The sequence below is a fragment of the Citrobacter sp. Cf125 genome, assembly GCF_030333935.1.
Taxonomy (GTDB): Bacteria; Pseudomonadota; Gammaproteobacteria; order Enterobacterales; family Enterobacteriaceae; genus Citrobacter; species Citrobacter freundii.
Genome location: NZ_JAOWEY010000022.1, coordinates 221,456 through 235,024 on the forward strand (window position 1 = coordinate 221,456; position 13,569 = coordinate 235,024).

Annotated in this window: 13 protein-coding genes; 8 read left to right on the plus strand and 5 right to left on the minus strand. The window is 48.7% G+C overall.

Annotated elements, in window-relative coordinates; genetic code table 11:
- Positions 1-76: 76 nt before the first annotated feature.
- The 4 genes from ompC (at position 77) to ttcA (ending at position 3,239) form a co-directional block, all read left to right on the plus strand.
- Entirely contained in the window at positions 77-1,231 is a 1,155-nt protein-coding gene (gene ompC, locus OGV89_RS05175) for a porin OmpC (protein ID WP_016150305.1), read from the plus strand.
- Positions 1,232-1,376: 145 nt separating this feature from the next.
- Positions 1,377-1,589, plus strand: a complete 213-nt coding sequence (locus OGV89_RS05180) for a KTSC domain-containing protein (protein WP_003020366.1) — start codon at positions 1,377-1,379, stop codon at positions 1,587-1,589.
- Positions 1,590-1,670: 81 nt separating this feature from the next.
- Positions 1,671-2,105 (plus strand): universal stress protein UspF, encoded by a 435-nt coding sequence (uspF, locus tag OGV89_RS05185; protein WP_003020369.1) that lies wholly within the window; start codon positions 1,671-1,673, stop codon positions 2,103-2,105.
- Between the two features lie 198 nt (positions 2,106-2,303).
- Complete coding sequence (gene ttcA / locus OGV89_RS05190) at positions 2,304-3,239, plus strand: tRNA 2-thiocytidine(32) synthetase TtcA (RefSeq protein WP_106107392.1); 936 nt, start codon at positions 2,304-2,306, stop codon at positions 3,237-3,239.
- A gap of 93 nt (positions 3,240-3,332) precedes the next feature.
- Here the strand turns inward: ttcA and dbpA are convergent, their stop codons facing one another.
- From dbpA to OGV89_RS05210, 4 genes are all read right to left on the minus strand, one after another.
- Positions 3,333-4,706 (minus strand): ATP-dependent RNA helicase DbpA, encoded by a 1,374-nt coding sequence (gene dbpA / locus OGV89_RS05195; RefSeq protein WP_286558243.1) that lies wholly within the window; start codon positions 4,704-4,706, stop codon positions 3,333-3,335.
- Positions 4,707-4,734: 28 nt separating this feature from the next.
- The gene (gene ynaL, locus OGV89_RS05200; RefSeq protein WP_085951593.1) at positions 4,735-4,902 is read right to left on the minus strand and encodes a proline-rich small protein YnaL; all 168 of its coding nucleotides are present in this window, start codon (positions 4,900-4,902) and stop codon (positions 4,735-4,737) included.
- Positions 4,903-5,177: 275 nt separating this feature from the next.
- Complete coding sequence (gene zntB / locus OGV89_RS05205) at positions 5,178-6,161, minus strand: zinc transporter ZntB (RefSeq protein ID WP_003020379.1); 984 nt, start codon at positions 6,159-6,161, stop codon at positions 5,178-5,180.
- 154 nt (positions 6,162-6,315) lie between these two features.
- The gene (locus OGV89_RS05210) at positions 6,316-7,425 is read right to left on the minus strand and encodes a methyl-accepting chemotaxis protein (RefSeq protein ID WP_016150306.1); all 1,110 of its coding nucleotides are present in this window, start codon (positions 7,423-7,425) and stop codon (positions 6,316-6,318) included.
- A 411-nt stretch (positions 7,426-7,836) separates the two neighbouring features.
- Between OGV89_RS05210 and OGV89_RS05215 the strand changes: the two genes are divergently transcribed.
- Both OGV89_RS05215 and OGV89_RS05220 read left to right on the plus strand, forming a co-directional pair.
- Positions 7,837-9,951, plus strand: coding sequence for a putative bifunctional diguanylate cyclase/phosphodiesterase (locus OGV89_RS05215; RefSeq protein ID WP_003840816.1), 2,115 nt, complete (start codon positions 7,837-7,839; stop codon positions 9,949-9,951).
- Positions 9,952-10,018: 67 nt separating this feature from the next.
- Positions 10,019-11,251 (plus strand): sensor domain-containing diguanylate cyclase, encoded by a 1,233-nt coding sequence (locus OGV89_RS05220; RefSeq protein ID WP_286558245.1) that lies wholly within the window; start codon positions 10,019-10,021, stop codon positions 11,249-11,251.
- A gap of 12 nt (positions 11,252-11,263) precedes the next feature.
- Here the strand turns inward: OGV89_RS05220 and smrA are convergent, their stop codons facing one another.
- Entirely contained in the window at positions 11,264-11,827 is a 564-nt protein-coding gene (smrA, locus tag OGV89_RS05225; RefSeq protein ID WP_003843940.1) for a DNA endonuclease SmrA, read from the minus strand.
- A gap of 225 nt (positions 11,828-12,052) precedes the next feature.
- Here smrA and ogt point away from each other — a divergent pair, with 225 nt between their 5' ends.
- Positions 12,053-12,568 carry a methylated-DNA--[protein]-cysteine S-methyltransferase gene (ogt, locus tag OGV89_RS05230; protein WP_003840811.1) on the plus strand — a complete coding sequence of 172 codons (516 nt, stop codon included), beginning with the start codon at positions 12,053-12,055 and terminating at the stop codon, positions 12,566-12,568.
- 194 nt (positions 12,569-12,762) lie between these two features.
- Complete coding sequence (fnr, locus tag OGV89_RS05235) at positions 12,763-13,515, plus strand: fumarate/nitrate reduction transcriptional regulator Fnr (RefSeq protein ID WP_003020397.1); 753 nt, start codon at positions 12,763-12,765, stop codon at positions 13,513-13,515.
- Positions 13,516-13,569: the final 54 nt, after the last annotated feature.

Here is a 13,569-nt window from a genome sequence, read left to right on the forward strand (position 1 = left end):
GAACTTCTCCTTTAGCATGCTTTTACTCCCTACATGGGTAGTCACAGGTTAATAAAAAAACTAAAGGATTATTTCAATGAACAGAAAAGTACTGGCTCTCGTAATTCCTGCCCTGCTGGCTGCAGGCGCTGCTCACGCGGCTGAAGTTTATAATAAAGACGGCAACAAATTAGATCTCTACGGTAAAGTAGACGGCCTGCATTATTTCTCTGACGACGCTAACAGCGATGGCGATCAGACTTATATGCGTATGGGCTTCAAAGGCGAAACTCAGGTTAACGATATGATCACCGGTTATGGCCAATGGGAATATCAGGTTCAGGCCAACGGCACCGAAGGCGATAAAGGCGACTCCTGGACTCGTCTGGCATTCGCAGGTATTAAAGTCGGCGACTACGGTTCATTCGACTACGGCCGTAACTACGGCGTCATGTACGACGTTGAAGGCTGGACCGATATGCTGCCAGAATTCGGTGGCGACTCTTACACCAAAGCAGACAACTTCATGACCGGTCGTGCAAACGGTGTTGCAACCTACCGTAACACCGACTTCTTTGGTCTGGTTGACGGTCTGAACGTTGCGCTGCAGTACCAAGGCGCGAACGAAAATCAGTCACCAGAACAAGAAGGCACCAATAACGGTGGCGACGATCGTAACATGAAGAACTCTAACGGTGACGGCTTCGGTATCTCCTCTACCTACGATCTGGGTATGGGCGTAAGCTTCGGTGCCGCATACACTTCTTCTGACCGTACTAACGAGCAGGTAAACCATTCAACTGCAGGTGGTGATAAAGCTGACGCATGGACTGCTGGTCTGAAATACGACGCGAACAATATCTACCTGGCAACCATGTACTCTGAAACCCGCAATATGACTCCGTATGGTGGTTCTGACGGTAGTGATAATACTATCGCCAACAAAACTCAGAACTTTGAAGTGACTGCGCAATACCAGTTCGACTTCGGTCTGCGTCCGGAAGTTTCTTTCCTGATGTCTAAAGGTAAGGATCTGACTATGCCAGGTACTGCTGCAAGCCCAGCAGGAACAAGCGGTGACAAAGATCTGGTCAAATATGCTTCTGTAGGCGCTACTTACTACTTCAACAAAAACTTCTCCACCTATGTTGATTACAAAATCAACCTGCTGGACGAAGACGACAGCTTCTACACTCGCAATGACATCTCTACTGATGACACTGTAGCACTGGGTATGGTTTACCAGTTCTAATCCGTCAGCCCGCTGGCAACAGCGGGCTCTCTTTATGTTCTAACAATTCTGTTTTATCCAGATCAAAACATTATATCTGTTGCGTTAAAACATCTCTCTGATAGATGATATCTTGCATTAAGACCTGTAGTAGAGGATACCTGCAATGAATCATCATCCTGTAAAATCATCCCGTATTGCATCCGTCGGCTATGACGAATCCTCTCACACGCTGGAAATTCGCTTTCACCAATTGGCTACCCTGCAATATCAGCCTGTCCCTGCCCGTATTTTTCGTGATTTCCTGAGCGTGGTCTCGAAAGGTCGATTTTACGACGGCGTAATAAAAGGCAAGTTTCCTGAAATCAAAATAAAGTGATGCCAAAATGTGATCTTTGTCATTGTACATAAAGTGCCATTACGCGGTAAGCTTTAGGTGGATACTTAAACAGGAGGTTTTATGAACAGAACGATTCTTGTACCCATCGATATTTCAGACTCAGAATTAACTCAACGCGTTATTGCCCATGTTGAAGCAGAGGCCAAAATTGACGATGCGCAGGTCCATTTTCTGACCGTAATTCCGTCACTGCCCTATTACGCTTCTCTGGGACTGGCCTACTCGGCAGAGTTACCGGCCATGGACGATCTGAAAGCCGAAGCAAAATCTCAACTGGAAGAGATTATCAAGAAGTTCAATATCCCAACGGACAGAGTGCACATTCATGTCGCAGAAGGTGCGCCGAAAGATAAGATTCTGGAGATCGCCAAAAAATTACCGGCTGATATGGTCATTATTGCCTCACACCGACCTGACATCACCACCTACCTGCTGGGCTCTAACGCCGCAGCAGTAGTGCGTCATGCGGAGTGTTCGGTACTGGTAGTCCGCTAAGCTTTCAGGCCCGCACATCGCTGCGGGCTTTTTGTTTCTACCACTTATACCCCACGATTCCTGTCCTAAATGTGCTGACATTTTTCCCGCTTATCCGTACCATACACGCCACAGTTTTTATATCAGACTTCTTTTGCCGGACTATCCGGCGTGATGCATACTCTTCTGATGCCACACTATGAATTGAGCCTCTATTAAATGTCGCAAAATCAAGATATTAGCAAGAAAGAACAATACAACCTGAACAAATTGCAAAAACGTCTGCGTCGTAACGTGGGCGAAGCCATTGCCGACTTCAATATGATCGAAGACGGCGATCGCATTATGGTGTGTCTTTCCGGCGGGAAAGACAGCTATACCATGCTGGAGATCCTGCGTAATTTGCAGCAAAGCGCCCCGATCAGTTTTTCCTTGGTTGTGGTTAACCTCGATCAAAAACAACCCGGCTTCCCAGAGCACATTCTGCCGGAGTATCTGGAACAGCTGGGCGTTGAGTACAAGATTGTTGAAGAAAACACTTACGGGATCGTCAAAGACAAAATCCCTGAAGGCAAAACGACCTGCTCGCTCTGCTCTCGCCTGCGTCGCGGCATTCTGTACCGTACGGCAACCGAGTTAGGTGCCACCAAGATTGCGCTCGGCCACCATCGCGACGACATCCTGCAAACGCTGTTTTTAAACATGTTCTACGGCGGAAAAATGAAAGGTATGCCGCCGAAGCTGATGAGTGATGACGGTAAGCACATCGTGATCCGCCCGCTGGCTTACTGCCGTGAGAAAGATATCGAGCGCTTCTCCGAAGCGAAAGGTTTCCCGATTATTCCGTGCAATCTGTGCGGCTCACAGCCTAACCTGCAGCGTCAGGTCATTGCTGACATGCTGCGTGACTGGGACAAACGCTATCCAGGTCGGATTGAAACCATGTTCAGTGCGATGCAGAACGTTGTGCCTTCACATCTGAGCGATATCAATCTGTTCGATTTTAAAGGCATTAAGCACGGTTCAGAGGTTGTGGACGGTGGTGATTTAGCGTTCGATCGTGAAGAGATCCCGCTGCAGCCTGCGGGCTGGCAGCCAGAAGAAGAAGATGCTCAACTGGATGAGTTACGCCTGAACGTGGTGGAAGTGAAGTAAGGCGATTATGTAAACGTCTTATCAGGCCTACAACGAGCATATACCCGTTGTAGGCCTGGTAAGCGGAGCACCATCAGGCACTCCAATGGGTATTTATTTCAATAAACGAACTCGGCAAGTCTTGCCTTTAATCTTACCGTTTTGCAATTGTTTCCACGCCTTGTGCGCTATGTTCTGGCGAACGGCGACATAGACGTGTGCCGGATGAACGGCAATTTTGCCGATATCGGCGCCATCCAGGCCAATATCACCGGTCAGAGCCCCCAGAACATCACCAGCACGCATTTTAGCCTTTTTGCCACCATCAATGCATAACGTCGCCATCTCTGCTTCCAGCGGCAGGATTGACACGTTAGCTGGCGCTGGCAGCCAGTTCAGCTTCAATTGCAGCATTTCAGAAAGAATATTGGCACGCTGTGCTTCTTCCGGCGCACAGAAACTAATCGCCAGACCGCTGTTACCGGCTCGCGCGGTACGTCCGATACGATGGACATGAACCTCCGGATCCCACGCCAGTTCGAAGTTAACCACCAGTTCGAGTGATTTAATATCCAGGCCACGTGCGGCCACATCGGTGGCAACCAGAACGCGTGCGCTGCCGTTGGCAAAACGCACCAGCGTCTGGTCGCGATCGCGCTGTTCCAGATCGCCATGCAGTGAAAGTGCGCTTTGCCCCGCCGCATTCAATGCGTCACACACGGCCTGACAGTCTTTTTTGGTGTTGCAAAAAACGACGCATGAAGCAGGCTGGTGCTGGCTGAGCAATTTTTGCAGCAGCGGAATTTTTCCGTGGCTGGAGGTTTCGAAAAACTGCTGTTCAATCGCCGGTAACGCATCGACCGTATCAATTTCAATGGTTAATGGATTTTGTTGCACCCGGCCACTGATGGCGGCAATGGCTTCCGGCCAGGTCGCAGAAAACAGCAAGGTCTGGCGAGAAGCTGGTGCAAAGCGAATGACATCATCAATCGCATCGCTAAAGCCCATATCCAGCATCCGGTCGGCTTCATCCATAACCAGCGTATTCAGGGCTTCCAGAGAAACGGTGCCTTTTTGCAGGTGGTCGAGTAAACGCCCCGGCGTGGCGACAATAATATGAGGTGCATGCTGCAGAGAGTCACGTTGTGCACCAAAGGGCTGCCCACCGCACAGCGTTAAGATCTTGGTGTTTGGCAGAAAGCGCGCTAAACGACGCAGTTCACCCGCCACCTGGTCGGCAAGCTCTCGGGTTGGGCACAGCACCAGAGACTGCGTCTGAAACAGCGCGGCATCAATATGCTGTAATAGCCCAAGACCAAAAGCAGCCGTTTTGCCACTGCCGGTTTTAGCCTGCACGCGAACATCTTTACCCGCCAGGATTGCCGGTAATGCAGCAGCCTGAACAGGCGTCATTTCAAGATAACCCAGCTCGTTAAGGTTCTCGAGTTGAGCAGCAGGTAAAACATTCAGGGTTGAAAAAGCGGTCACAATTTAATCTCGCGGTAAAAACTCACATTCAGCAGGCGCGTATCCTCGCAGATCTACGCCCACGATGCGACAATTTAATAGGTTCTTCATCCGGCGGCGGATCCGGCATTGGCTGCGGACGAGGAATGGGATCGGGAATGGGAACCGGGTCAGTCGGGAGCGAATCCGTGTGCGCAGTTGCAATCAGACAGGTCATATACTCCTCCAGTCATTCAGGTTGACTCTTTTAGGGTAGACGCTGATTTCCTGCAGGCAAAAAAAAGCCGACTAATCTAAGTCGGCGTCGTACGAATCAATTGTGCTATGCAGTAATTCAAAAAAGGAAGTAAGACAATATGGAGCGCAACGCCCATCGCTTGACGTTGCATTCACCTGCGAGAGAGATATTGCCCCGAATAGGTAGATGGTTTATTGACCTCGCTCAAAATTCAGGACGTTTTCATGCGCAAAAGTCACTAAAAAACGTTGTTGTTACAACCATTTACTACGATGCAACCATAAAGTAACACCACCAATCAGGACCACTAACAGAATACAAAAAAGTGAGAAACCGAACTGCCAACCACCGCCGGGGATACCGCCGAGGTTAACGCCGAAAAGCCCGGTTAAGAATGTGCTGGGAAGAAAAACCATTGCCATCAATGACATTGTATACGTTCGGCGAGCCAGAGACTCCTGCATCACCTGCGCAATTTCATCCGCCATGATACCGGTTCTGGCAATACAGGCATCGATTTCATCCAGCCCTCTCCCCAGCCTGTCAGCGATATCCTGCATCCGTCGCCGATGGTCGTCAGTCATCCAGGACAACCGTTCGCTCGCCAGCCGGGCATAGACATCACGCTGTGGCGCCATATAACGGCGCATCACAATTAACTGCTTACGCAGTAATGCCAGGAAGCCACGCGGCGGGATCTGCTGATCGAGCAGGTTATCTTCCAGATCGATAATTTTGTCGTGCAACTGTTCGATAAATTCGCTGGCATGATCGGTCAGCGCATCACAAACATCCACCAGCCAACCGCCACAATCAGCCGGCCCTGTACCTTCCTGGAGGTCGCTGACCACATCATCCAGTGCCAGCACTTTGCGCTGACGCGTTGAGACAATCAGACGTTCATCCATATATAAACGCATCGCTACCAGTTGGTCAGGCCGCTCGTCGGTGCTGCCGTTGATACAGCGCAGCGTGATTAACGTACCTTCTCCTACCCTGCTGACACGCGGGCGCGTGCTTTCACCCGCCAGCGCATCACGCACGTTATTGGGAAGTAAGGGCGTTGTCGCCAGCCATTGCGCACTTTCAGGATGAGTATAATTAAGATGCAGCCAGCAGGGATGCTGAGTGTCGATAACATCGTTATCTTCCAGTGGTTTCACCCCACCACGCCCATCCAACAGCCAGGCAAACACGGCATCCGGCACATTAACATCCGTTCCCTTAATGGCTTCCACAGCGCCTCCACAAACATTCAGCTTTTTTCGTTAGTCTAGCCGTCAGAATATGTTAAGCAATATCTCATTGTCCCATTGTGCTGAAATGACTCATAAAAGTATCTGATAACAAAAAAAGCGCCGACAAATGTGGCGCTTGTTGCGAGGCACCCTGTTAAGCCCGCTGGCGTCTCTCAGATTCAAAAGCGTGACTTAAACGAAACTTGTGCGTTCGCGACTGGAGGTCAGTCACTTGATTTTTCAGAATATCCGAAGAGTCAGACAGTTCATCCACCATAATGGCGTTACTCTGGGTAACGTTTTCCAGTTCCGCGAGCGCATGAGTAATACTGATGATCCCTTTCTCCTGCTCCTGCGTAGTGGTTAATATCTCGCCCATCAGTTGGTTTAATTGCCCGGCACCACCAACAATATCCTGCATATTTTTTTCAGCTTCACGCACAATAGCCGCACCTTGCTGAACGTTTTCATGAGTTTGGGCAATCAGATGTTTAATATTCTTAGCGGCATCTGCGCTACGGTGCGCGAGCATTCGTACCTCTCCGGCCACCACGGAAAAACCTTTGCCATGTTCTCCCGCTCTCGCCGCTTCTACGGCGGCATTCAATGCCAGAATATTTGTCTGGAATGCAATACCATCTATCAGGGTAATAATTTCTGTCATCTGCTGGGCGCACTCGGTGATCGACTGCATATTGGTTGCGACCTGCACCATTAAATCACCGCCCTGCCGGGCAGATAGTGTTGCAATATTGGCCTTAGCACTCGCCATTTGCGTATTCTCTGCATTGTTGCGCGTGCTGACCGCTATTTCATCCATGTTGGCAGCCGTTTGCATTAATGCTCCGGATTGCTGCTCTGTTTTTACTGATAACTCAGCGCTGCGTTCCGCGAGCTGTTCAGAGAGCGCCATCGCCGTTTGTGAAGATGTTCTGATCTCATTAACGAGTGTTGAGATATTACTTGATAAACTATTAATGCCCGGTATTAATCTTCCCGCACAGTTATTGCCAAACTCTGGAATACTAATCGCCAGATTCCCGGAGGTTACCTCCTCAATGCTTCTTTTAACCGTATTAATTGGCACGACTAAATATTTCGTCATGTACCACCACAAACATAATATAGAAGTAAAACTGACCAAATTAGTTCCAATGATAATTACCGGGGGAGCGGAAAATATTATTTCAAAAACATTGAGAGCGACCGCCGTAATGAGCAGAAATAAAATAATAAAGGTTCTGACGCTAATATCATTTAACATTTTAGTCCTGTGCGCTAAGAAATAACGTGGATATTATTTTTTATAGCATCTGCAATGCAAATTTCCATAACGCGGAGACGAAAGACGAACTTTCAATGAGAGTCTGCAATCCTTTCACTTAAGGCAGGTAATCACACTATTAATTTACATTAACCAGGTGTTTTATCCTGCAAAGGATGAGACTGGCGCTTGTCGTTAGATTATTGTGATGACAAGCACGTCGTGTGCATAAAATGCACAGAATTATAAATCTTATGAATATTTGTATAAGTAAAGGTCTATCATTTTCGATGTTTGCCCCTTCCCTCTAATAGTCATTGTAAAAACACAAGAACATCCCAGGTTTTATCAGGTTAACTGGACAAAACCTGCTAAATTTATCATCACGTCTTTTTTTTGATAGGTAGTAAGATGTTGCACGTGTCGTGGGACCCTGTATTGATTGGGATTTCCTTTATTGTCGCGTTTATTGCCTCCTTTATTGCCCTCGACAGCGCGGGCAAAGTGGCAATTTCCAGCAGACGTGAATCTACCTTCTGGCGACTCTCTGGCGGCGCTACGCTGGGTATGGGGATCTGGTCGATGCATTTTATCGGTATGCTGGCCATGAAAATGAGTATGCCAATAAATTACCATTTATCCCTCACCGCGTTTTCGTTCTTTATTGCGCTCATTTCTGCGACAGTCGCCATCAATATCGCCATTTCTGGTAATACGCTATCAACAAAACGCCTGCTCATTGCTACCAGCATATTAAGTGCCGGTGTTGTTACAATGCACTACGTTGGTATGTATGCCGTTATCGAACATGTGGCTATAACCTGGGATCGCTCGCTGATCCTACTCTCCGTGATTATTGCCGTCGCTGCGTCTGGCGTGGGTTTGTGGCTGGCCTTTCACTTACGCCAAAATAGCCGTCGAGCGCTAATAAATCGGCTTATTGCTGCCTTTATTATGGCGCTGGCAATAGCCTCTATGCATTACACCGGTATGGGAGCAGCTACGTTCACCCATTTTGGACACACTGCGCACGATGGTCTCAGCACGCTGGAACTTTCTATCTGGGTCTGCGCCGTCACGCTTGTTATTTTGGGGATCATGCTGGTGGTTTCGATGGTGGATTCGCAACTCCGTACCTCCCGACTGGCTGACAATCTGCATCAGTTGAACTGCCAGCTTGAGCATCAGGTTCACTTCGACGCGCTGACCGGTCTCGCTAATCGTACACAAATAGACACCTGCTTACTGGCCTGCCTGCGGCATTCTAAACTGCATCAGCAGCATTTCGCGTTGGTATTTATCGACCTCGATCGTTTTAAAGTCGTTAACGATACCTGGGGACATCACATTGGCGATCAGCTACTGATAGCCAGTACACAGCGAATCTTCACTTGCCTTGATGACTCAATGACGCTGGCAAGACTGGGGGGCGATGAATTTATCCTGCTGGTTCCAGACTGCAACCAGCAGGATATCTCCGCCCTGCTGACGCGGATTGCCGATGTGATCGGTGAACCCTTTACCTTGTTCGAACATACCATTCGGGTTTCGTTAAGTGCGGGGAGCAGTATTTACCCTGAGCATGGCTCAACGCTGCATGAGCTAAAAGTGAAGGCCGATATGGCGATGTATCATGTCAAACAGGCGGGCAGAAACGGCTGGGCTATTTATCATCCGGAAATGGAAGCTATCGCGGATACACCGCCGACATTTTTACAAGAATTGTCGCAAGCGCTTGAACGCAACCAGTTTGAGCTATGGTATCAGCCTAAATATACCGCTGGAGATCATTCCCTGACCGGTTTTGAAGCATTATTACGCTGGCATCATCCGGAACGCGGCATGCTGCTGCCAGCCGAATTTCTTTCTGCGTTGGAAGATACGGGCCTGATTATTCCCGTTGGGAAATGGGTTATCCAGCAGGCATGCCTGCAGTTGCATCAATGGAAATTACAGGGAAATACAGAATGGACGCTCGCCGTTAACCTCTCACCCGCCCAGTTTGAACAGCATGATATTATTGATGTTGTTTGTAATGCCCTGGCGCAGTATCAACTGTCACCTGCCTGCCTCACGCTGGAACTCACTGAAAGCACCGCCCTTAAAAATTTGAAACGCAGTGTGGAAGTCCTGAATGCTTTTTCTGCTTTGGGGATCACCGTATCTATTGATGATTTCGGTACAGGTTATTCAAATATATTGATGCTGAAGTCTCTTCCGGCGCGCGAATTAAAAATTGACAGGATATTTGTCAAAGATATCAGCGAGAACAGCAAAAACACAAAAATTGTGTCTACCATTATTGACATAGCTCACTCCATGAATATGCGTGTGGTGGCAGAAGGAATAGAAACCCAGGAACAGGAAATACTCCTTACTCAGATGGGGTGTAGCATGCTGCAAGGTTTCTTGTTTGCAAAACCGCTGCCAGCACATAAGATTCATGAATTGATACAACAAGAAAACAGCATCAAGCAAAAGCCAGTTGTACCCCCCTTGTCTCACCGACAATCAATAACATTGTGAGACGTAATATCTAAAAATATTCGCCATTTAACAGGCAACACAGCAGATAAAAATAACGGGATTATCGATGAGCACAACCGAGCTGCATTCACTGGATTTATTAACCATTCCGGTGTGGATTGTTTTGCCACATACCGAAGAGCTGGTGTTCGCTAATAACGTTGCACGGGAGCTAATGCAGGGTCTCTGTTTTTCCCCGCTCCGCAAGGGAACATTTTCAACGCATGCTCAAAATGATTTAACTATGTATCTCAGCGACTTGAGAAATCATCACCATGTAGTGGAAATTCTCACGGTTTACCGCGACGGTGAAGAGATTGCGATGGCAAGTCGCCTTTCCATTAAATCCCTACCAGGCATGGGTGAAGTCATCCTTTTCGAAGGCATTGAGACGCCTACTGCACAGGGTCTGAAAGCGAGCCGTTCAGCAACCTATCAGCGGAAAAAGCAGGGATTTTATGCACGCTTCTTCCAGACTAATTCCGCGCCAATGTTACTTATTGATCCGTCACGCGATGGGTTGATCGTGGATGCAAACCTCAGTGCGCTCAATTTTTATGGATACACTCATGATGTGATGTGTCAGAAACATACATGGGAAATCAATATGCTGGGCCGCCATATACTTCCAGTGATGCATGAAATCGCCCATCTGCCCGGCGGCCATAAACCTTTGCATTTTGTCCATAAACTGGCTGATGGGACTTCCCGTCATGTGCAAACCTACGCCGGACCGATCGAAATTTACGGTAATAAACTGATGTTGTGCATTATTCATGACATTACCGAACAAAAGCGGCTGGAACAGGAGCTGGAGCGTGCGGCCCTGCGAGATGTTTTAACGGGATTACTTAACCGCCGACATTTTTATCAGGTAACCGAGCCGGAACAGACGCATGCGATATCATTGACGCAGGACTACAGCCTGTTGTTGATCGATACAGATCGCTTTAAAAGCATTAACGATCTGTTTGGCCATTTAAAAGGCGACGAAGTGCTTTGTGCTCTGGCACGCACCCTGGAATCCTGTGCGCGAAAAGACGATCTTATTTTTCGCTGGGGTGGTGAAGAATTTGTGCTGCTCCTGCCGCGAACGTCGCTGGATGTCGCTCTCAACCTAGCAGAAGTGATCCGTGCGACAGTGGCAAAGGTGACTCTCCCTGGCCTTCCCCGCTTTACCGTCAGCATTGGTGTAGCACGGCACGAAACAAATGAAAGTATCGATGAGTTATTCAAACGTGTTGACGACGCGTTGTACAAAGCCAAGACCGAAGGCAGGAACAGAGTGCTGGCCGCCTGATGTTTACGTCGTTCAGCGACTACGTTTAGCGTGACGCTCCCAGTTATCCTGCTTTGCCTGCGCGGTTTTACGCAATGCCACATAGCATGCCCCGCTGCCGCCGTGATGCGGCAGTGCGGCGCAATATGCTTGCACGTCGTCAAATTCCGTCAACCAGCGCGCTACGTAGCTGCGAATGATATTGGCATGAGAATTATCGTCACGTCCCTTGCCGTGTATCACCAGCACATTACGCAACCCTTCTTGCTGCGCCTGCAGAATAAAGCTAAAGAGCATCTGACGACATGTTTCAACAGGTTGGCGAATAAGATTAAGACTCGCCTGCTGCGGATATTTTCCGTTTCGCAGCTTGTCAGTCACACCGTTCTGTAAACCTTCGCGACGAAACTCGAGCGGCACACTTAACGGGACAATATCGAGAAATCCCGTCGAAAGAAAATTATCCAGTTGAAGCGTATCGATACGCGCCGGAGTGCGAAGATTACGCATGGGCTGCCAGTGTACATCGGTATGGCTTTTCAGCGGTTGAACATCCCCCATAGCGTCAAGAAACAACGATGCATCATCAAGGTTCATGTTTCATCCTCCAGCGTATTGCGACGGGCATTATCATAACCGCGCACTATTATACCGACAACTATACCGGTAACGGTTTACGGTTATTTCCAATAATTAACCGGATCCGTCGCGCTGAACCGATCTACTCACGACAAGTTGATATCCATTTTTAGAGGTATAGCTGCGACGGTCACTGGCGTGATAATGTGTAGCCTCGCCTGAATGCTGTAATGAGAGAAACGGATGCTTAACTTACTGGAAGACACCATCGACACGCCGCTGGGCCCGCTGTGGGTCATTTGTGATGAGCAATTTCGCCTGCGCGCAGTGGAATGGGATCAGCACAGCGATCGCATGGAACAATTGCTGGATATTCATTACCGCACAGAAGGTTATCAGCGCATTACCGCCAAAAACCCAGGTGGATTAAGCGACAAACTCGCTGAGTATTTTGCCGGAAACCTCAGCATCATTGACACGCTGGAAACGGCAACCGCTGGGACGCCTTTCCAGCGTGAAGTCTGGCAAGCGTTACGCACTATCCCCTGCGGGCAGGTCATGCATTATGGTCAACTGGCCGAACAGTTGGGACGCCCCGGTGCTGCAAGAGCCGTCGGCGCAGCTAATGGCTCCAATCCAATAAGCATTGTGGTCCCCTGTCATCGCGTCATTGGACGTAACGGCACCATGACCGGATATGCCGGTGGCGTACAACGAAAAGAGTGGTTATTGCGTCACGAAGGTTATTTGCTACTCTAGATTCCAGGCAATTAATGCCTTATCCATCACACTTCCGCATAATGCGATCCCAAATTAATTGTGATTAATCAAGCATATACAAATATTCACTCCAGTTATGCTTGAATTATTCTCTCTTGGGAGTAGCTCAGGCTTACGTGCTCACCAAAAAGATGTTAAAATTGACAAATATCAATTACGGCTTGAGCAGACCTATGATCCCGGAAAAGCGAATTATACGGCGCATTCAGTCTGGCGGTTGTGCTATCCATTGCCAGGATTGCAGCATCAGCCAGCTTTGCATCCCGTTCACACTTAACGAGCATGAGCTTGACCAGCTCGATAACATCATCGAGCGCAAAAAGCCTATCCAAAAGGGGCAGACGCTCTTTAAAGCAGGTGATGAGCTTAAATCACTCTATGCTATCCGCTCCGGAACGATTAAAAGCTATACCATTACCGAACAAGGCGATGAGCAGATTACTGGCTTCCATCTGGCGGGCGATCTGGTCGGTTTTGACGCGATTGGCAGCGGACATCACCCGAGCTTTGCTCAGGCGCTGGAAACCTCGATGGTATGCGAAATTCCTTTCGAAACCCTTGATGACCTGTCCGGCAAAATGCCAAATCTGCGTCAGCAGATGATGCGTCTGATGAGTGGCGAAATCAAAGGCGACCAGGATATGATCCTGTTGTTGTCGAAGAAAAACGCTGAAGAGCGCCTGGCGGCCTTTATCTACAATTTGTCTCGTCGCTTTGCCCAGCGTGGATTCTCGCCTCGTGAATTCCGCCTGACCATGACCCGTGGCGACATCGGTAACTACCTCGGTCTGACGGTTGAAACCATCAGCCGCCTGCTGGGTCGTTTCCAGAAAAGCGGTATGCTGGCGGTGAAAGGCAAATACATCACTATTGAGAATAGCGACGCGCTGGCAGTTCTTGCTGGCCATACGCGTAACGTTGCGTAATCTTTCCGCAAGCATCTCTGTTATCCTTCTGTCAAATCGCTAAATTATCCCGAT

Coding starts and splice junctions, on each gene's coding strand:
- ompC (WP_016150305.1), top strand. CDS start 77: ATGAACAGAAAAGTACTGGCTCTCGTAATTCCTGCCCTGCTGGCTGCA.
- OGV89_RS05180 (WP_003020366.1), top strand. CDS start 1,377: ATGAATCATCATCCTGTAAAATCATCCCGTATTGCATCCGTCGGCTAT.
- uspF (WP_003020369.1), top strand. CDS start 1,671: ATGAACAGAACGATTCTTGTACCCATCGATATTTCAGACTCAGAATTA.
- ttcA (WP_106107392.1), top strand. CDS start 2,304: ATGTCGCAAAATCAAGATATTAGCAAGAAAGAACAATACAACCTGAAC.
- ynaL (WP_085951593.1), bottom strand. CDS start 4,902: ATGACCTGTCTGATTGCAACTGCGCACACGGATTCGCTCCCGACTGAC.
- OGV89_RS05210 (WP_016150306.1), bottom strand. CDS start 7,425: ATGTTAAATGATATTAGCGTCAGAACCTTTATTATTTTATTTCTGCTC.
- OGV89_RS05215 (WP_003840816.1), top strand. CDS start 7,837: ATGTTGCACGTGTCGTGGGACCCTGTATTGATTGGGATTTCCTTTATT.
- OGV89_RS05220 (WP_286558245.1), top strand. CDS start 10,019: ATGAGCACAACCGAGCTGCATTCACTGGATTTATTAACCATTCCGGTG.
- smrA (WP_003843940.1), bottom strand. CDS start 11,827: ATGAACCTTGATGATGCATCGTTGTTTCTTGACGCTATGGGGGATGTT.
- ogt (WP_003840811.1), top strand. CDS start 12,053: ATGCTTAACTTACTGGAAGACACCATCGACACGCCGCTGGGCCCGCTG.
- fnr (WP_003020397.1), top strand. CDS start 12,763: ATGATCCCGGAAAAGCGAATTATACGGCGCATTCAGTCTGGCGGTTGT.